Below are 18,060 nucleotides of genomic sequence, written 5' to 3'. Positions count from 1 at the left end.
AGATGTTTGGAGATCGGCAACGGCCGATGGTGCTCGTACTGGGGCTCGGGGAATCGGGTCTCGCGATCGCGCGATGGTGCGCGAGGCACGGGTGCCGGCTGCGCATTGCCGATACCCGCGAGGCGCCGCCGAACCTTGCCGCGCTGCAGGCCGAAGGCATCGATGCGGAGTTCGTCGGCGGGGCGTTCACGCCTGCGCTGCTCGACGGCGGCATCGAGCTCGTCGGGCTGAGCCCCGGGCTGTCGCCGCTCGAACCGGCGCTCGCGGCGCTGGTCGCGGCCGCGAACGAGCGCGGCATCGCGGTGTGGGGCGAGCTGGAATTCTTCGCGCAGGCGCTGCGTGCGCTCGGCACGAGCGGCTACCAGCCGAAGGTGCTCGCGATCACGGGTACCAACGGCAAGACCACGACGACGAGCCTCACGGGCCTGCTGTGCCAGCGCTCGGGCGAGAAGGTCGCGGTCGCGGGCAACATCAGCCCGGCGATGCTCGACCGGCTCGCCGGCGCGATCGACGAAACCGCGCTGCCGGACGTATGGGTGCTCGAACTGTCGAGCTTCCAGCTCGAGACCGCGCGCACGTTCGCGCCCGATGCGGCCGCGATCCTGAACATCACGCAGGACCACCTCGACTGGCACGGCAGCTTCGAAGCGTACGCGCAAGCAAAGGGCCGGATCTTCGGCGCGACGACGACGCGCGTGCTGAACCGCGACGATGCGGCCGTGATGAAGTTCGCGCCGGCAGCCGGCGCGGCCGACGCGCCGCGTACGGTCACGTTCGGCCTGAACGAACCGGTGCAGGACGGCGACTACGGTCTGTCGCGCGACAACGGCATCGCGTGGCTGGTGGAAGCCGTCGATCGCGATGCACCGGACGAAGCGGCGACGACGAGCCGCCGGCGCAAGCGCGATGCCGCGCACACGCCCGACATCGCTCAGAAGCGCCTGATGCCGGCCGACGCACTGCGTATCCGCGGGCTGCACAACGCGGCGAACGCGCTGGCCGCGTTCGCGCTCGCACGCGCGATCGACCTGCCGGCCGCGCCGCTGCTGCACGCGCTGCGCGAGTACCGCGGCGAAGCGCATCGCGTCGAAGTGATCGCGACGATCGACGACGTGGACTACGTCGACGACAGCAAAGGCACGAACGTCGGCGCGACGGTTGCCGCGCTCGACGGGCTCGCCCAGAAGATCGTGCTGATCGCGGGCGGGGACGGCAAGGGCCAGGACTTCGCGCCGCTGGTCGCGCCGGTCGCGCGCTGGTGCCGCGCGGTGATGCTGATCGGCCGTGACGCGCCGGCGATCCGCGACACGCTCGCCGAAACGGGCGTGCTGCTCGCCGACCACACGACGCTCGAAGGCGCGGTGCACGCGGCGGCCGACCTCGCCGAGCCGGGCGATGCGGTGTTGCTGTCGCCTGCATGCGCGAGCCTCGACATGTTCAGGAACTACGCCCATCGCGCGGATGTGTTCCGCGCGGCGGTCGACGAAATCGCCATCGACAAAGGAGCGACGCCATGAGCTGGTCCGATCGCCTCGTCTCCCGTTTCAACGATCGGCGCGACACCGGCGGCAATGCCGCGGGCGGCCGCGTCGCGTCGGCCACGCGCGCCGCGACCGGCGGCCTCGCGAGCGTCGTCAACGGCGTGCGCCCGAGCCGTTCGCGGATGCTCGACTTCGACTACTCGCTGCTGTGGGTCGCGATCGCGCTGCTCGGGCTCGGCGTCGTGATGGTGTATTCGGCGTCGATCGCGATGCCCGATTCGCCGAAATACGCGGCGTATCACGATTACGCGTTCCTGATGCGCCACTGCGTATCGCTCGTCGTCGCGTTCATCGCGGCGGTGATCGCGTTCCGGGTGCCGGTGTCGACGTGGGACAAATACGCGCCGCATCTCTTCCTGATCGCGCTGGTCGGCCTCGTGATCGTGCTGATCCCGCACGTCGGCAAGGGCGTGAACGGCGCGCGCCGCTGGATTCCGCTCGGCATCACGAACATGCAGCCGTCGGAAATCATGAAGCTCGCGGTGACGATCTACGCGGCGAACTACACGGTGCGCAAGCAGGAATACATGCAGAGCTTCGCGAAAGGCTTCCTGCCGATGGCGTTCGCGGTCGGCCTGGTCGGTGCGCTGCTGCTGCTCGAGCCGGACATGGGCGCATTCATGGTCGTCGCGGCGATCGCGATGGGCGTGCTGTTCCTCGGCGGCGTGAACGGCAAGCTGTTCGGCGGCCTCGTTGCGACGGCGGTCGGCACCTTCACGATGCTCGTATGGCTGTCGCCGTGGCGTCGCGAGCGGATCTTCGCGTACCTCGATCCGTGGGACGAGCGCTACGCGCAGGGCAAGGCATACCAGCTCACGCACTCGCTGATCGCGTTCGGACGCGGCGAGTGGTTCGGTGTCGGCCTCGGCGGCAGCGTCGAGAAGCTGAACTATCTGCCGGAAGCGCATACCGACTTCATCCTCGCGGTGATCGGCGAGGAGCTCGGTTTCGTCGGCGTGCTGGTCGTGATCCTGCTGTTCTACTGGATCGTGCGCCGCGCGTTCGAGATCGGCCGCCAGGCACTCGCACTCGATCGCACGTTCGCGGGCCTGATGGCGAAGGGCATCGGCATCTGGTTCGGCGCGCAGACCTTCATCAACATGGGCGTGAACCTCGGGCTGCTGCCGACCAAGGGCCTGACGCTGCCGCTCGTGAGCTACGGCGGCTCCGGCATTCTGCTGAACTGCGTGGCGCTCGCGGTGCTGCTGCGGGTCGACTATGAAAACCGGGTGCTGATGCGCGGGGGGAAGGTATGACCGCGTCGCAACGCACGCTGATGGTGATGGCAGGCGGCACCGGGGGCCATGTGTTCCCGGGGCTCGCGGTCGCGCACCGGATGGAGGCGGCGGGCTGGCGCGTCGTGTGGCTCGGCAATCCGGCCGGGATGGAAGCGACGCTCGTGCCGAAGCACGGCATTCCGATGGAATACGTGCGGTTCGGCGGGCTGCGCGGCAAGGGCCTGAAGACCAAGCTGACGCTGCCGTTCAACTTGCTGCGCGCATGCGGGCAGAGCCTCGCCGCGCTGCGCCGCGTGCGGCCCGACGTCGTGCTCGGGATGGGCGGCTACATCACGTTCCCGGCGGGTGTGATGACGGCGCTGTCGGGGCGTCCGCTCGTGCTGCATGAACAGAATTCGATCGCGGGCCTGACGAACAAGGTGCTCGCGAAATTCGCGAAACGCGTGCTCGTCGCATTCCCCGGCGCGCTGCCGCACGCGGAATGGACCGGTAACCCGATTCGCGCGGAACTTGCCGGCACCGAAGCGCCCAAAGCACGCTACGCGTCGCGCAGCGGCCCGCTGAACGTGCTGGTCGTCGGCGGCAGCCTCGGTGCGGCCGCGCTGAACGAAGTCGTGCCGCGCGCGCTGGCGATGCTGACGCCGGGTGAACGCCCGCGCATCGTGCATCAGGCCGGCGCGAAGCACATCGACGCGCTGAAGGCGAATTACGAAGCGGCCGGTTTCGCGGCCGGCGAAGACGTGCGGCTCGTGCCGTTCATCGACGACATGGCGGCCGCGTATGCGGCGGCGGATCTCGTGATCTGCCGGTCGGGCGCGATGACGGTGTCGGAGATCGCGGCGGTGGGCGTGGCGGCGCTGTTCGTGCCGTTCCCGTACGCGGTCGACGATCACCAGACGAGCAACGCCGCGTTCCTCGCCGATGCGGGCGCGGCCGTGCTGGTGCAACAACGCGACCTGTCGGCGGAACTGCTCGCCGACTGGCTGCGCGGCCAGTCGCGGGCATCGCTCGCGGACATGGCGGAACGTTCGCGCTCGCTGGCGAAGCCCGAGGCCACCGACGAAGTCGCGCGCGTGTGCGCGAAGGCGGCCGGCGCGAACCTGGAAATATTGCAATGAAACACATCGTCAAACACATTCATTTCGTCGGGATCGGCGGCGCGGGCATGAGCGGCATCGCCGAAGTGCTCGTCAACCTCGGCTACGAGGTCAGCGGCTCGGATCTCTCGCGCAACGCGGTGACCGATCGTCTCCAGGCGCTCGGCGCACGGATCGCGATCGGCCACGACGCGGCGAACATCGAGGGCGCGAATGCGGTCGTCGTATCGACGGCCGTGCGCTCGGACAACCCGGAAGTGCTGGCCGCGCGCGCGAAGCGCGTGCCGATCGTGCAGCGCGCGGTGATGCTCGCCGAGCTGATGCGCCTGAAGCAGGGCATCGCGATCGCCGGCACGCACGGCAAGACCACCACGACGAGCCTCGTCGCGAGCGTGCTCGCCGCGGGCGGCCTCGACCCGACTTTCGTGATCGGCGGCCGGCTGATCAGCGCCGGCGCGAACGCGCGGCTCGGCACGGGCGATTTCATCGTCGCCGAGGCCGACGAGTCGGACGCGTCGTTCCTGAACCTGTATCCGGTGATCGAAGTCATCACGAACATCGATGCCGACCACATGGACACCTACGGCCACGATTTCGCGCGGCTCAAGCAGGCGTTCATCGAATTCACGCAGCGCCTGCCGTTCTACGGCAGCGCGGTCGTATGCGTCGACGATCCGAATGTGCGGCAGATCATCCCGTTCATCTCGAAGCCGGTCGTGCGCTACGGGCTGTCGCCGGACGCGCAGGTGCGCGCGGAAGACATCGACGCGCGCGACGGCCGGATGCATTTCACGGTGATCCGCGAAGGGCGTGCACCGCTCGCGGTGGTGCTGAACATGCCGGGCCTGCACAACGTGCAGAACGCGCTCGCGGCGATCGCGATCGCGACCGATCTTGGCGTGTCGGACGACGCGATTCAGCTGGCGCTGGCCGAATTCAACGGCGTCGGCCGGCGTTTCCAGCGCTACGGCGAGGTGCCGACCGCGGACGGCGGCCAGTACACGCTGATCGACGACTACGGCCATCACCCGGTCGAGATGGCCGCGACGATCGCGGCCGCGCGCGGCGCGTTCCCGGGCCGCCGCCTCGTGCTGGCATTCCAGCCGCACCGCTACACGCGCACGCGCGATTGCTTCGACGATTTCGTCAACGTGCTGTCGACGGTCGATGCGCTGGTGCTGACGGAAGTCTACGCGGCCGGCGAGGCCGCGATCTCGACCGCCAACGGCGACGCGCTGTCGCGCGCGCTGCGCGGGGCAGGAAAGGTTGACCCGGTGTTCGTCGCGACGGTCGACGACGTGCCGGACGCATTGGCGAAGGTCGCGCAGAACGGCGACGTGGTGATCACGATGGGCGCGGGTTCGATCGGCGGCGTGCCGGCGAAGGTCGCGCAGCACACTCAACAGAAGGCATGACATGAGCGGGATTGATCCGAAACGTTTCGGCAAGGTGGCGGTGTTGTTCGGCGGCGAGTCCTCGGAGCGCGAGGTCTCGCTCACGTCCGGCCAGCTCGTGCTGCAGGGCCTGCGCGACGCAGGCATCGACGCGCACCTGTTCGACCCGGCCGAGCGCCCGCTGGCGGCGCTGAAGGACGAAGGGTTCGTGCGTGCGTTCAACGCGCTGCACGGCGGTTACGGCGAGAACGGCCAGATCCAGGGCGCGCTCGATTTCTACGGGATCCGTTACACGGGCAGCGGTGTGCTCGGGTCGGCGCTCGGCCTCGACAAGTTCCGCACGAAGCTCGTCTGGCAGCAGACGGGCGTGCCGACGCCGCCGTTCGAGACGGTGCTGCGCGGCGACGACCTCGCGGCGCGCGCGACGGACATCGTCGCGAAGCTCGGCCTGCCGCTGTTCGTGAAACCGGCGAGCGAGGGCTCGAGCGTCGCGGTGCTGAAGGTGAAGACGGCCGATGCGCTGCCGGCTGCGCTCGAGGAAGCCGCGAAGCACGACCCGATCGTGATCGTCGAGAAGAGTATCGAAGGCGGCGGCGAATACACCGCATGCATCGCCGGCGATCTCGACCTGCCGGTGATCAAGATCGTGCCGGCCGGCGAGTTCTACGACTATCACGCGAAGTACATCGCCAACGACACGCAATACCTGATCCCGTGCGGGCTGCCCGCCGACAAGGAAGCGGAGCTCAAGCGCGTCGCGCGCCGTGCGTTCGACGTGCTCGGCTGCACCGACTGGGGTCGCGCGGACTTCATGCTCGACGCCGATGGCAATGCGTACTTCCTGGAAGTGAACACCGCACCGGGCATGACCGACCACTCGCTGCCGCCGAAGGCCGCGCGCGCGGTCGGCATCAGCTATTCGGAGCTGGTCGTGAAGGTGCTGTCGCTCACGCTCAACGACTGACGCAGGAACGGAACGACGTATGTGGAACAACGTTCGCCAACTCAACCTTGCCGCCAGCGCGCTGTACGCGCTGCTGCTGCTCGTGTTGGCGGCGGCCGGTTGCTACTGGCTGATCCAGCGCCCGACGTTCGCGTTGCGGGAAATCCGGATCGACGGCGACACCGAGCACATCAATTCGCCGACGGTACGCGCGGGCGTGGTCGGCCGGCTGAAGGGCAATTTCTTCACGGTCGATCTCGACGCCGCGCGCGCCGCGTTCGAGCAGATGCCCTGGGTGCGCCATGCGAGCGTGCGCCGGGTGTGGCCGAATGCGCTGGCTGTCACGCTCGAGGAGTACAAACCGCTCGGGACCTGGGGCAGCGACCAGCTCGTGAGCGTCGACGGCGAGCTGTTCACCGCGAACCAGGGCGAGCTGGATCAGGAACTGCCGGCGTTCGACGGCCCGGAGGGCAGTGCGAAGGAAGTCGTCACGCGGTATCGCGACTTCGGGAAATGGTTTGCGCCGCTGAAGGCGGCGCCGGAAGAAGTGACGCTGTCGGCGCGGTACGCGTGGACGGTGAAGCTGTCGAACGGCATGCAGGTCGAGCTGGGCAAGGAACGCAACAGCGAGTCGCTGCATGACCGGAGCCAGCGCCTGGTCGCCGCCTGGCCGGCGGTCACGGAGCGCTGGGGCAACGACATCGAGTACGCGGACCTGCGTTATCCGAACGGATTCGCGATTCGCGCGGCAGGCATGCGGTTCCTGACCGATACCGACAAGCGCAAGAAGTAACGAGAGATCACACGCAAGAGCACTTTATGAGCAAAGACTACAAGGATCTGCTGGTTTCCCTCGACATCGGCACGTCGAAGGTGGTGGCCATCGTCGCCGAGCTGAAAGGCGAAGGTCACTACGAGGTGATCGGTCTCGGCCAGAGCGAGTCGAAGGGTCTGAAGAAAGGTGTGGTGGTCAACATCGAGGCCACCGTGCAGTCGATCCAGCGCGCGCTCGAGGAAGCCGAGCTGATGGCCGACTGCAAGATCACCAACGTGTTCACGGGGATCGCCGGCAGCCACATCCGCAGCTTCAACTCGAGCGGGATGGTCGCGATCAAGGACAAGGAAGTCACGCAGACCGACGTCGCGCGCGTGATCGAGACCGCGAAGGCGATCAACATCCCGACCGACCAGCAGGTGCTGCACATCCTCACGCAGGAATTCATCATCGACGGCCAGGAAGACGTGCGCGAGCCGATCGGGATGAGCGGCATCCGGCTGGAAGTGAAGGTGCACATCGTGACGGGCGCGGTGAGCGCCGCGCAGAACATCGTCAAGTGCGTGCGCCGCTGCGGGCTGGAAGTGAACGACCTGATCCTGCAGCCGCTCGCGTCGTCGCTGGCGGTGCTGACGGAAGACGAGAAGGATCTCGGCGTGGTGCTGGTCGACATCGGCGGCGGCACGACGGACATCGCGATCTTCGCCGAAGGCGCGATCCGCCACACCGCGGTGATTCCGATCGCCGGCGACCAGATCACGAGCGACATCGCGATGGCGCTGCGCACGCCGACGCCGGATGCGGAAGACATCAAGGTCGGCTACGGGATCGCGAAGCAGGCGCTCGCCGATCCGGACGAAATGGTGGAAGTGCCGGGCCTCGGCGAACGCGGTCCGCGCACGCTATCGCGCCAGGCGCTCGCGGCCGTGATCGAGCCGCGCGTCGAGGAACTGTTCTCGCTCGTGCAGCAGGTCGTGCGCGAATCGGGTTACGAAGAACTCCTGAGCTCCGGCGTGGTCATTACCGGCGGTGCGTCGATGATGCCCGGCATGGTCGAGCTCGGCGAAGACATTTTCCTGAAACCGGTGCGCATCGGCGCGCCGGAGTATGCAGGCGGCCTCTCCGACGTCGTGCGCAATCCGCGCTACTCGACGGCGATGGGGCTGCTCGTCGAAGGCAGTGCCCAGCGCATGCGCGGCCGCAAGGTCGCCGTGCAGTCCGGCAACGCGGGGCAGGTGTTCTCGCGGATGAAGGAATGGTTCCTGAGCAACTTCTGACAAACCGAATCTCGAAATTCGCGCTGGTGCCGGCGGCTGGCGCGCGACAGGGGGTTGCCCGATCTCCTGCCGAATAACGGCCGATTAGCAGTTTTTCTCTTGACGGAGGCAACATGGAATTCGAAATGCTGGAAACCGAGACCAACGGCACCATCATCAAGGTGGTCGGCGTTGGCGGCGCTGGCGGCAATGCCGTCCAGCACATGATCAACCGCGGCGTGCAGGGCGTCGATTTCATCGTGATGAACACGGATGCGCAGGCGCTGTCGCGTTCGCGCGCATCGTCGGTGATCCAGCTCGGCAATACGGGCCTCGGCGCCGGTGCGAAGCCGGAAATGGGCCGTGCGGCAGCGGAAGAAGCGCGTGAGCGCATCGCCGACGCACTGCGCGGCGCGCACATGGTGTTCATCACGGCCGGCATGGGCGGCGGGACGGGCACGGGCGCGGCACCGGTGGTCGCGCAGATCGCGAAGGAGATGGGCATCCTGACGGTCGGTGTCGTCAGCAAGCCGTTCGAGTTCGAAGGCGGCAAGCGCATGCGCGTCGCTGAAGCAGGTTCGCAGCAACTGGAGGATCACGTCGACTCGCTGATCGTCGTGCTGAACGACAAGCTGTTCGACGTGATGGGCGACGACGCCGAGATGGACAAGTGCTTCCAGTGCGCGGACGACGTGTTGAACAACGCGGTGGCAGGCATCGCTGAAATCATCAACGTCGATGGCCTCGTGAACGTCGACTTCGAAGACGTGAAGACGGTGATGGGCGAGCAGGGCAAGGCGATGATGGGCACGGCAACGGTCGCCGGCGTCGATCGCGCGCGCCTCGCGGCGGAACAGGCCGTGGCGAGCCCGCTGCTCGAAGGCGTCGACCTGTCGGGCGCACGCGGCGTGCTGGTCAACATCACGTCGAGCCGTTCGCTGCGCCTGTCGGAAACGCGCGAAGTGATGAACACGATCAAGAGCTACGCGGCGGAAGATGCGACGGTGATCTTCGGTGCGGTGTACGACGACGCGATGGGCGATGCGTTGCGCGTGACGGTCGTGGCAACGGGTCTGGGCCGTGCGGCGAAGAAGCAGCAGTCGGCACCGATGACGCTGCTGCGCACGGGTACGGACAACCAGCCGGTCAGCGCGGTGTCGCACGGTTATGCACCGGCGCATCACGTCAGCACGGCCGACTACGGCGCACTCGATACGCCGGCGGTGTGGCGCAATTCGCGTGAAACCGCGGCATCGCACGTGCAGGCGCTGCAGGAGAAGGGTGTCGACACGTACGACATCCCGGCTTTCCTGCGCAAGCAGGCTGACTGACGCAAACACAGGCGAAGCCGCGGCGAAACTGCCGCGGTATCGCCGGCGTGACGGATGCTACGGACCACGACAGGCCGCGTCGGCTGCGACGCCGGGCCGGGAAACGTGCCCTCTCCGCACAAGCGGGGCGGGATGGGCCGTGCTGTCCGCGACACGCTGAAAAACCGTATCGCTATGAGGGACCAGCCATGATTCAAGTGGGCGACGCGCTGCCCGACGCGCAACTGTTCGAGTACATCGACGACGCGCGCGAAGGGTGCACGCTGGGGCCGAACGCCTGCAGCGTGCGCGATCAGGTTGCGGGAAAGCGGGTGGTGATCTTCGGATTGCCGGGCGCTTTCACGCCGACCTGTTCGGCGCAGCATGTGCCGGGCTACGTCGAACACGCCGAGCAACTGCGCGCGGCGGGAATCGACGAGATCTGGTGCGTGTCCGTCAACGACGCATTCGTGATGGGCGCATGGGGACGTGATCTGCACACCGCGGGCAAGGTGCGCATGATGGCGGACGGCAGCGCGGCTTTCACTCATGCGCTGGGGCTGACGCAGGATTTGTCCGCGCGTGGCATGGGGATTCGTTCCCTGCGCTACGCGATGGTGATTGACGGCGGTGTGGTCAAGACGCTGGCCGTCGAGGCGCCGGGCAAATTCGAAGTGAGCGATGCGGCGAGTGTTCTCGCGACGTTGACGTCCTGATCGTGCGGTGCGCCGTTGCCTGCCGGCAACGCTGCTCACCGGCCTCAGTGCAGTTGTAACACGGGCTGATGACCGGAAACGCCTCCGTTCCGGGCATCGGCCCGTCCCGTATCGGCAGGGGTAAACAGCCGAAACAGATTGATACGCAGTTTCAAACTGCGTTGAATAGGGAATTACGCTATAATCCCTCCTATTGAATATAACTCCTGATTGATATCTTCAATCACGACGAAGAACATCATGCTGAAGCAGCGCACCATCAAATCCATCGTGAAGACCGTGGGTATCGGTGTCCACTCGGGCCGCAAGATCGAGCTGACGCTCCGTCCCGCCGCACCGGGCACGGGCATCGTGTTCTCCCGCGTCGACCTTCCCACGCCCGTCGACATTCCCGCGGCGGCAACGTCGATCGGCGATACGCGGCTCGCGTCGGTGCTGCAGAAGGATGGCGTGCGCGTGTCGACCGTCGAGCACCTGATGTCGGCATGTGCCGGCCTCGGCATCGACAACCTCTATGTCGACGTGACGGCCGAGGAAATCCCGATCATGGACGGCAGCGCGGCGACCTTCGTGTTCCTGATCCAGTCCGCCGGGATCGAGGAGCAGAACGCGCCGAAGCGTTTCGTGAAGGTGAAGAAGACGGTCGAAATCCGTGACGGCGACAAGTTCGCGCGTCTCGATCCGTACTTCGGCTTCAAGCTGAAATTCTCGATCGACTTCCGTCACCCGGCCGTCGACAAGACCGGCCAGGAGCTCGAGGTCGATTTCGCGAATACGTCGTATGTGCGCGAGATCGCGCGCGCACGCACGTTCGGTTTCGCGCATGAGGCCGAGATGCTGCGCGAGATGGGCCTCGCCCGCGGCGGCAGCATGGAAAATGCGATCGTGCTCGACGAGTACCGCATCCTGAACAACGACGGGCTGCGCTACGACGACGAGTTCGTGAAGCACAAGATGCTCGACGCGATCGGCGACCTGTACGTGATCGGCCATCCGCTGCTGGCGTCGTACACGGCGTACAAGTCCGGCCACGGGCTGAACAACGCGCTGCTGCGCGAGCTGCTCGCGAACGAAGATGCGTACGAGATCGTCACGTTCGACGATCCGCAGGCCGCGCCGAAGGGTTTCGCGTTCGACGCGCAGACGGCCTTCGCCTGAACAGTGTTCGGCGCAAGCAACAAAAAAGCAGCCTTCGGGCTGCTTTTTTGTTGGCCGGACGATGCCGGCGGCGTAGGCCGTCAGCGCGACTTTGCGCCGTGCCGGGCCGCCATCCGCGCAAGCGCGGCCTGCAGCGGCGACGGTTCGAGATGATCGGCCAGATCGCGCAACGCGGCCGCGCCGACCGACGTCATCCGCGCCTGCTTCACGTGCGGCGGCTCCGGCGCATCCTTCGGGCGCACGCGCACGCGCAGCGTCGAGACCGGCCAGCCGCGCTTTTGCAGATCGCCGAGCAGCCGCGGCTCGACCTGCCGCAGCCGCGCGGCCAGCGCGTTGTGCGCGGCAAAGAGGGTCAGGGTGCCGTCCTTCACGAAGCCGGGTTCGACGTGGTTCGCCAGGTAGTCGGGCAGAAGCGCGGCAAGATCGCGCTGCAGCGACGCGATTTGCTCGACGCCGGCGCGCAGTGCCGCGAACGCGTCGGTGCGGCCGAGCACTTTGGACACGGGTTGCGGGCGATAGGCGGCGAGCGGGCCGAAACGCTTGGAAAATCGGTTCATCGAGACATTCTTCGGGCGCGCACGCGCGCGGACGTTGACGCCGATTGTACCCGCGCGGGCCCGTGCACGGGCGGCTTTCGCCCCGTGGGCCCGGCCGTAGGCGCGCAGTGCCCGTCCGGCCGAGACACGGGCGCACGCTTTCCCGCGTGCTAAAATTCGACGTTTGAGTCCACTAATTCGCTAAGCCGCCGAGGCTCGGGCGTCGGGGCGCGCAACACGCGCCGGGCGCCGGTGCTGCGACGCAGGATCCGATCCGATGACAACCGGTTTTCTCCAGAAAATTTTTGGCAGCCGCAACCAGCGGCTCGTCAAGCAATACCAAAAGACCGTCGCGACGATCAATGCGCTCGAAACGCAGATCGAGAAGCTGACGGACGACCAGTTGCGCGGCAAGACGGACGAATTCCGCCAGCGGGTCGCGGCCGGCGAGTCGCTCGACAAGCTGCTGCCCGAGGCGTTCGCGGTCTGTCGCGAGGCCAGCCGGCGCGTGCTGAAGATGCGGCACTTCGACGTGCAGATGATCGGCGGCATGGTGCTCCACTACGGCAAGATCGCGGAAATGCGCACCGGCGAGGGCAAGACGCTCGTCGCGACGCTGCCCGTGTACCTGAACGCGCTGGCCGGCCGCGGCGTGCACGTCGTGACCGTCAACGATTACCTCGCGCAGCGCGACGCCGAATGGATGGCGCGCCTCTACAACTTCCTCGGTCTGTCGGTCGGCATCAACCTGTCCGGCATGGAGCACGACCAGAAGCAGCAGGCTTACGCGGCGGACATCACGTACGGCACGAACAACGAGTTCGGCTTCGACTACCTGCGCGACAACATGGTCTACGAGACCGACGCGCGCGTGCAGCGGGCACTGAACTTCGCGGTCGTCGACGAAGTGGACTCGATCCTGATCGACGAAGCGCGCACGCCGCTGATCATTTCGGGCCAGGCCGAGGATCACACCGAGCTGTACGTGCGGATGAACGCACTGCCGCCGCTGCTCGAGCGCCAGATCGGCGAAGAGAAGGCCGACGGCACGGGTGTCGAGAAGCCGGGCGACTACACGCTCGACGAGAAGGCCCGCCAGGTGTTCCTGACGGAATCGGGCCACGAGAAGGCCGAGCGCCTGCTCGCCGAATGGGGCCTGATCGGCGAGGGCGAGAGCCTGTACGCGCCGCAGAACATCACGCTGATGCACCACGTGTACGCGGCGCTGCGCGCACACACGCTGTTCCACAAGGATCAGCACTACGTCGTGCAGAACGGCGAAGTGGTCATCGTCGACGAATTCACGGGCCGCCTGATGGCCGGCCGCCGCTGGTCCGACGGCCTGCACCAGGCGGTCGAGGCGAAGGAACACGTGAAGATCCAGAGCGAGAACCAGACGCTCGCGTCGATCACGTTCCAGAACTACTTCCGGATGTACGCGAAACTCGCGGGCATGACCGGTACCGCGGACACCGAAGCGTACGAATTCAACGAGATCTACGGCCTCGAGACGGTCGTGATCCCGACCAATCGCCCGCCGAAGCGGATCGACAAGCAGGACCAGATCTACAAGACGGCCAAGGAGCGCTACGACGCGGTGATCCGCGACATCCGCGAATGCTACGAGCGCGGCCAGCCGGTGCTGGTCGGCACGACGTCGATCGAGAACTCGGAACTGCTGTCGCACCTGCTGAAGCAGGCCGGGCTGCCGCATGAGGTGCTGAACGCGAAGCAGCACGAGCGCGAAGCGGCGATCGTCGCGGAAGCCGGCCGTCCGAAGCGCGTCACGATCGCGACCAACATGGCCGGCCGCGGTACCGACATCGTGCTCGGCGGCAATGCCGAGAAGCAGGCCGCGTTCATCGAGGCCGACGACGCGATCCCGGCCGACGAAAAGGCGCGCCGCATCCAGCAGTTGCACGACGAGTGGGAAACGCTGCACGAGCAGGTGAAGGCCGCTGGCGGCCTGCACATCATCGGCACCGAGCGCCACGAATCGCGCCGGATCGACAACCAGTTGCGCGGCCGTGCGGGCCGCCAGGGCGATCCGGGCTCTTCGCGCTTCTACCTGTCGCTCGACGATCCGCTGCTGCGCATCTTCGCGGGCGACCGCGTGCGTTCGATCATGGATCGCCTGAAGATGCCGGAAGGCGAGGCGATCGAGGCAGGCATCGTCACGCGCTCGATCGAGTCCGCGCAGCGCAAGGTCGAAGCGCGCAACTTCGACATCCGCAAGCAGCTGCTCGAATACGACGACGTGTCGAACGACCAGCGCAAGGTCATCTACCAGCAGCGCAACGAGCTGCTCGAAGCGCACGACATCACCGAGACGATCTCCGCGATGCGTCACGGCGTGATCGCCGAAGTCGTCCGCCAGTTCGTGCCGGAAGGCAGCATCGAAGAGCAGTGGGACGTGCCCGAGCTCGAGGAAGCGCTGCGCAACGACTGGCAGCTCGACCTCGCGATCCAGGAAATGGTGAACGAGTCGTCGTCGATTACGGCCGAGGAGATTCTCGACGCCGTGATGACGGCCGCCGACGAGCAGTACGAGGCGAAGGTCGCGATGGTCGGCCGCGAATCGTTCAGCGCATTCGAGCGCTCGGTGATGCTGCAGACGGTCGACCGCCTGTGGCGCGAGCACCTCGCGGCGCTCGACCATCTGCGCCAGGGCATCCACTTGCGCGGCTACGCGCAGAAGAACCCGAAGCAGGAATACAAGCGCGAAGCGTTCGAGCTGTTCGCCGCGATGCTCGAGGCGATCAAGCAGGAAGTCACGCGTGTCGTGATGAACGTGCAGATCCAGTCGCCGGAACAGCTCGAGGAAGCGGCCGAGCAGATCGAGGAGCGCGCAGGTCATCTCGAGAACGTCGAGTACCAGCACGCCGACTACGCGGAAGCCGGTGCGCCGGTGGCGAACGTCACGGCTGCCGCGGCGGCCACGGCGACGGCCGACATGGTCGGCAGCGCGATGACGCACAGCGGCCCCGGCGGTGAAATGCCGAAGGTCGGCCGCAACGACCCGTGCCCGTGCGGCAGCGGCAAGAAGTACAAGCAATGTCACGGGAAGCTGTCATGATCGACGGCGGCGCGCGTGACGCGCGCCGCTCGGTTCGCAGCTTCGAGCGCGTGATCTGAGTTGCGGCGGCCCGCGCATGCGGCCGCCGGTTCTTCCAATCGATGCCGGCGCACGCCGGCATTTTCCATCTGGCAGGTGTGCCCCATGGCTGTCAATTTTCCGTCGATCGATCCCGCCCAACTGCATCCCGTCGCCGGCGTCACGCTCGGCTGGGCGGAAGCGAACATCCGCAAGCCGAATCGCAAGGACGTGCTGGTCATCTCCGTCGACGAAGGCGCGACGGTCGCGGGCGTGTTCACCGAAAACCGCTTCTGCGCGGCGCCGGTCATCGTCTGCCGCGAGCATCTGGCGAAGGTGCGCGCGGGCGGTGCGGGCATTCGCGCGCTCGTCGTGAATACGGGCAATGCCAACGCCGGTACCGGCGAGCCGGGCCTTGCGAACGCGCGTGAAACCTGCACGGAACTTGCCCGCCTCGCGGGTATCGAGCCGGCGCAGGTGCTGCCGTTCTCGACCGGCGTGATCCTCGAACCGCTGCCGATCGACCGCCTGAAGGCCGGGCTGCCGGCCGCGCTCGCGAACCGCAAGGCCGCGAACTGGTTCGACGCCGCGCAGGCGATCATGACGACCGATACGCTGCCGAAGGCCACGTCGCGCCAGGTGACGATCGACGGTCACACGGTCACGCTGACGGGCATCAGCAAGGGCGCCGGCATGATCAAGCCGAACATGGCGACGATGCTCGGCTTCCTCGCGTTCGACGCGAACGTCGCGCAGCCGGTGCTCGACACGCTCGTGAAGGAAGTGGCCGACCGCTCGTTCAACTGCATCACGATCGACGGCGACACGTCGACGAACGACTCGTTCATCCTGATCGCGTCGGGCAAGAGCACGCTGCCGGCGATTACGTCGACGGATTCGCCGGCCTATGCGGCGCTGCGCGATGCGGTGACGGAAGTTGCGCAGGTGCTGTCGCAGCTGATCGTGCGCGATGGCGAAGGTGCGACGAAATTCATGACGGTGCAGGTCGAAGGCGGCAAGAGCGTCGCGGAATGCCGCCAGATCGCTTACGCGATCGGCCATTCGCCGCTTGTGAAGACCGCCTTCTATGCATCCGACCCCAACCTCGGCCGGATTCTCGCGGCGATCGGTTATGCGGGCGTTGCGGATCTCGACGTTGGCAAGATCGACCTCTATCTCGACGATGTGCTCGTCGCGAAGGCGGGCGGCCGCAACCCGGCTTACCAGGAAGAGGACGGCCAGCGCGTGATGAAGCAGAGCGAAATCACGATCCGCGTGCTGCTTGGCCGCGGCGACGCACAGGCCACCATCTGGACGTGCGACCTGTCGCACGACTACGTGAGCATCAACGCGGATTACCGCTCCTGATCGGGAGTGCCTGAACGACATGGACAAGCTTGAACAGTTTCTGACACGCGCGGAAGCGCTGCTCGGTCGTCTCGAGGGGATGTTGCCGCCCGCGCAGGCAGCGGTCGACTGGAATGCCGCACACGCGTTCCGCTGGCGCAAGCGCCAGGGGCGCGGTTATCTGCAGCCGGTGCCGGCCGTGTCGTCGATCACGCTCGACGACCTCCACAACATCGATCGCCAGAAAGGGCTGATCGACCAGAACACGCGGCAGTTCGTGCAGCAGAAGCCGGCGAACAACGTGCTGCTGACCGGCGCGCGCGGTACCGGCAAGTCGTCGCTGATCAAGGCGTGCCTGAACGCGTATGCGAAGGACGGGCTGCGTCTGATCGAAGTCGACAAGGACGACCTGCACGATCTCGGCGACATCGTCGACCTGATCTCGCAACGTCCCGAGCGCTTCATCGTGTTCTGCGACGACCTGTCGTTCGAGGAAGGCGAGTCGGGCTACAAGGCGCTGAAGGTGGCGCTCGACGGCTCGATCGCCGCGCAGTCGGACAACGTGCTGATCTACGCGACGTCGAACCGCCGCCATCTGCTGCCCGAGTACATGAGCGACAACGAGACGTACAAGCATCTCCCGGATGGCGAGATTCACCCAGGCGAAGTCGTCGAGGAGAAGATCTCGCTGTCGGAGCGCTTCGGTCTGTGGGTCAGCTTCTATCCGTTCAAGCAGGACGACTATCTCGATATCGTCGGGCACTGGCTTCGTCATTTCGGTTGCCCGGATGGGGAGATCGAGTCCGCACGCGGCGATGCGCTCGTGTGGGCGCTCGAGCGCGGCTCGCGGTCGGGGCGCGTCGCGTGGCAGTTTGCGCGTGACTGGTCGGGTCGCAAGGAGCAAGCATGAGCGCGGATCTCGCACAAGGCGCCGTGCGCGCGCCCGATGGCCGCAAGGTGACGGAAGTGGCGGTCGGCGTGATGGTGCAGCCTGGTGGCCCGGTCGGCCGCTGCCGCTATCTGCTCGCGCAGCGGCTGCAAGGCAAACCGTACGAAGGCTACTGGGAATTTCCGGGCGGCAAGCTGGAGGCCGGCGAAAGCGTCGAGGACGCGCTTGCGCGCGAACTGCACGAGGAACTCGGCATCCAGGTCACGGCCAGCCATCGCTGGCACACGCTCGAGCACGATTATCCGCATGCCTATGTGCGGCTTTATTTCTGCAAGGTGACGGGCTGGACGGGCGAGCCGCACAGCAAGGAAGGGCAGGCGTTCGTATGGCAGCAACTGCCGGTCGAGGTCGCGCCGTTGCTGCCGGCCGCGCTGCCGGTGCTTGAACTGCTCGAGAAGGAAGCTGCGTCGATCTGACGCCACGATGGCCTGCCGGAAAGGCGGGCCATATCACTGTCACTGGCTGACGGTGCCGAGCGCCGCTCAGCTGTCGCGGCGGCCGTCCGTGCCGTCTTCTTCCGATGAGGGCCCCTCGTCGGAGGATCCCCCGATCCGGTACTTTTCCGCGGCCCAGGCGCCGAGGTCGAGCTGCTTGCAGCGGGCCGAGCAGAACGGACGGAACTGATTTTCGGGCGTCCAGCGCACTTCGGCGCCACACGACGGGCATTTCACAACGGTAGTCATACGAAAGCGATCCGGCACGCGGC

General features: G+C 66.6%; 16 protein-coding genes. 14 read left to right on the top strand and 2 right to left on the bottom strand.

The features are described 5' to 3' along the window. Positions 1 to 2: 2 nt before the first annotated feature. The 10 genes from murD to lpxC all read left to right on the top strand — a co-directional run bounded on the left by murD (position 3) and on the right by lpxC (position 11,428). On the top strand, positions 3 to 1,517 hold the full coding sequence (gene murD, locus ABY44_RS19930) for a UDP-N-acetylmuramoyl-L-alanine--D-glutamate ligase (RefSeq protein ID WP_431641649.1): 1,515 nt from the start codon (positions 3 to 5) through the stop codon (positions 1,515 to 1,517). Beyond that, positions 1,514 to 2,797, top strand: a complete 1,284-nt coding sequence (gene ftsW / locus ABY44_RS19925) for a putative lipid II flippase FtsW (protein WP_021159916.1) — start codon at positions 1,514 to 1,516, stop codon at positions 2,795 to 2,797. Before murD ends, ftsW begins: the two co-directional genes overlap by 4 nt. After that, complete coding sequence (murG, locus tag ABY44_RS19920) at positions 2,794 to 3,897, top strand: undecaprenyldiphospho-muramoylpentapeptide beta-N-acetylglucosaminyltransferase (RefSeq protein WP_021159915.1); 1,104 nt, start codon at positions 2,794 to 2,796, stop codon at positions 3,895 to 3,897. The genes ftsW and murG overlap by 4 nt, the downstream gene beginning before the upstream one ends. After that, positions 3,894 to 5,291 carry a UDP-N-acetylmuramate--L-alanine ligase gene (murC, locus tag ABY44_RS19915; protein WP_059697890.1) on the top strand — a complete coding sequence of 466 codons (1,398 nt, stop codon included), beginning with the start codon at positions 3,894 to 3,896 and terminating at the stop codon, positions 5,289 to 5,291. Before murG ends, murC begins: the two co-directional genes overlap by 4 nt. Position 5,292: 1 nt before the next feature. Continuing rightward, on the top strand, positions 5,293 to 6,234 hold the full coding sequence (locus ABY44_RS19910) for a D-alanine--D-alanine ligase (protein WP_021159913.1): 942 nt from the start codon (positions 5,293 to 5,295) through the stop codon (positions 6,232 to 6,234). 19 nt (positions 6,235 to 6,253) lie between these two features. Continuing rightward, positions 6,254 to 7,006: a cell division protein FtsQ/DivIB gene (locus ABY44_RS19905; protein WP_021159912.1), complete on the top strand. Its 753-nt coding sequence runs from the start codon at positions 6,254 to 6,256 to the stop codon at positions 7,004 to 7,006. Positions 7,007 to 7,032: 26 nt separating this feature from the next. Beyond that, positions 7,033 to 8,265 carry a cell division protein FtsA gene (gene ftsA / locus ABY44_RS19900; protein ID WP_006487138.1) on the top strand — a complete coding sequence of 411 codons (1,233 nt, stop codon included), beginning with the start codon at positions 7,033 to 7,035 and terminating at the stop codon, positions 8,263 to 8,265. Between the two features lie 113 nt (positions 8,266 to 8,378). Further along, on the top strand, positions 8,379 to 9,575 hold the full coding sequence (gene ftsZ / locus ABY44_RS19895) for a cell division protein FtsZ (protein ID WP_021159911.1): 1,197 nt from the start codon (positions 8,379 to 8,381) through the stop codon (positions 9,573 to 9,575). Between the two features lie 188 nt (positions 9,576 to 9,763). Continuing rightward, complete coding sequence (locus ABY44_RS19890; RefSeq protein WP_027788450.1) at positions 9,764 to 10,270, top strand: peroxiredoxin; 507 nt, start codon at positions 9,764 to 9,766, stop codon at positions 10,268 to 10,270. A 240-nt stretch (positions 10,271 to 10,510) separates the two neighbouring features. After that, entirely contained in the window at positions 10,511 to 11,428 is a 918-nt protein-coding gene (gene lpxC, locus ABY44_RS19885) for a UDP-3-O-acyl-N-acetylglucosamine deacetylase (protein WP_027788449.1), read from the top strand. An 80-nt stretch (positions 11,429 to 11,508) separates the two neighbouring features. On the opposite strand, the gene ABY44_RS19880 is transcribed toward lpxC, so the two are convergent. After that, positions 11,509 to 11,985: a DciA family protein gene (locus ABY44_RS19880; RefSeq protein WP_431641646.1), complete on the bottom strand. Its 477-nt coding sequence runs from the start codon at positions 11,983 to 11,985 to the stop codon at positions 11,509 to 11,511. A 256-nt stretch (positions 11,986 to 12,241) separates the two neighbouring features. Between ABY44_RS19880 and secA the strand changes: the two genes are divergently transcribed. The 4 genes from secA to ABY44_RS19860 all read left to right on the top strand — a co-directional run bounded on the left by secA (position 12,242) and on the right by ABY44_RS19860 (position 17,770). Further along, positions 12,242 to 15,040 carry a preprotein translocase subunit SecA gene (gene secA, locus ABY44_RS19875; protein WP_027788448.1) on the top strand — a complete coding sequence of 933 codons (2,799 nt, stop codon included), beginning with the start codon at positions 12,242 to 12,244 and terminating at the stop codon, positions 15,038 to 15,040. A gap of 144 nt (positions 15,041 to 15,184) precedes the next feature. Next, positions 15,185 to 16,426 carry a bifunctional glutamate N-acetyltransferase/amino-acid acetyltransferase ArgJ gene (gene argJ / locus ABY44_RS19870; RefSeq protein WP_027788447.1) on the top strand — a complete coding sequence of 414 codons (1,242 nt, stop codon included), beginning with the start codon at positions 15,185 to 15,187 and terminating at the stop codon, positions 16,424 to 16,426. A gap of 19 nt (positions 16,427 to 16,445) precedes the next feature. Beyond that, a complete protein-coding gene (locus ABY44_RS19865; RefSeq protein ID WP_060169882.1) occupies positions 16,446 to 17,315 on the top strand; it encodes an ATP-binding protein in 870 nt (289 codons plus the stop codon). Next, the gene (locus ABY44_RS19860; protein WP_027788445.1) at positions 17,312 to 17,770 is read left to right on the top strand and encodes an NUDIX domain-containing protein; all 459 of its coding nucleotides are present in this window, start codon (positions 17,312 to 17,314) and stop codon (positions 17,768 to 17,770) included. The genes ABY44_RS19865 and ABY44_RS19860 overlap by 4 nt, the downstream gene beginning before the upstream one ends. A gap of 66 nt (positions 17,771 to 17,836) precedes the next feature. Here ABY44_RS19860 and ABY44_RS19855 read toward each other — a convergent pair whose 3' ends face one another. Next, positions 17,837 to 18,037, bottom strand: coding sequence for a DNA gyrase inhibitor YacG (locus ABY44_RS19855; RefSeq protein ID WP_027788444.1), 201 nt, complete (start codon positions 18,035 to 18,037; stop codon positions 17,837 to 17,839). Positions 18,038 to 18,060: the final 23 nt, after the last annotated feature.

Source organism: Burkholderia sp. ZZQ-2 (assembly GCF_050768715.1).
Taxonomy (GTDB): Bacteria; Pseudomonadota; Gammaproteobacteria; order Burkholderiales; family Burkholderiaceae; genus Burkholderia; species Burkholderia cepacia.
The sequence above is the reverse complement of the archived record's forward strand: the minus strand, read 5'-3'. Positions and strand labels throughout refer to the sequence as shown.

Excerpts from the sequence above, each read along its gene's own strand:
- argJ (WP_027788447.1), top strand. The coding sequence starts at position 15,185 with ATGGCTGTCAATTTTCCGTCGATCGATCCCGCCCAACTGCATCCCGTC.
- murC (WP_059697890.1), top strand. The coding sequence starts at position 3,894 with ATGAAACACATCGTCAAACACATTCATTTCGTCGGGATCGGCGGCGCG.
- ABY44_RS19860 (WP_027788445.1), top strand. The coding sequence starts at position 17,312 with ATGAGCGCGGATCTCGCACAAGGCGCCGTGCGCGCGCCCGATGGCCGC.
- ABY44_RS19855 (WP_027788444.1), bottom strand. The coding sequence starts at position 18,037 with ATGACTACCGTTGTGAAATGCCCGTCGTGTGGCGCCGAAGTGCGCTGG.
- lpxC (WP_027788449.1), top strand. The coding sequence starts at position 10,511 with ATGCTGAAGCAGCGCACCATCAAATCCATCGTGAAGACCGTGGGTATC.
- ABY44_RS19905 (WP_021159912.1), top strand. The coding sequence starts at position 6,254 with ATGTGGAACAACGTTCGCCAACTCAACCTTGCCGCCAGCGCGCTGTAC.
- ABY44_RS19910 (WP_021159913.1), top strand. The coding sequence starts at position 5,293 with ATGAGCGGGATTGATCCGAAACGTTTCGGCAAGGTGGCGGTGTTGTTC.
- ABY44_RS19865 (WP_060169882.1), top strand. The coding sequence starts at position 16,446 with ATGGACAAGCTTGAACAGTTTCTGACACGCGCGGAAGCGCTGCTCGGT.
- ftsZ (WP_021159911.1), top strand. The coding sequence starts at position 8,379 with ATGGAATTCGAAATGCTGGAAACCGAGACCAACGGCACCATCATCAAG.
- ftsW (WP_021159916.1), top strand. The coding sequence starts at position 1,514 with ATGAGCTGGTCCGATCGCCTCGTCTCCCGTTTCAACGATCGGCGCGAC.
- murD (WP_431641649.1), top strand. The coding sequence starts at position 3 with ATGTTTGGAGATCGGCAACGGCCGATGGTGCTCGTACTGGGGCTCGGG.
- murG (WP_021159915.1), top strand. The coding sequence starts at position 2,794 with ATGACCGCGTCGCAACGCACGCTGATGGTGATGGCAGGCGGCACCGGG.
- ftsA (WP_006487138.1), top strand. The coding sequence starts at position 7,033 with ATGAGCAAAGACTACAAGGATCTGCTGGTTTCCCTCGACATCGGCACG.
- ABY44_RS19880 (WP_431641646.1), bottom strand. The coding sequence starts at position 11,985 with ATGAACCGATTTTCCAAGCGTTTCGGCCCGCTCGCCGCCTATCGCCCG.
- secA (WP_027788448.1), top strand. The coding sequence starts at position 12,242 with ATGACAACCGGTTTTCTCCAGAAAATTTTTGGCAGCCGCAACCAGCGG.
- ABY44_RS19890 (WP_027788450.1), top strand. The coding sequence starts at position 9,764 with ATGATTCAAGTGGGCGACGCGCTGCCCGACGCGCAACTGTTCGAGTAC.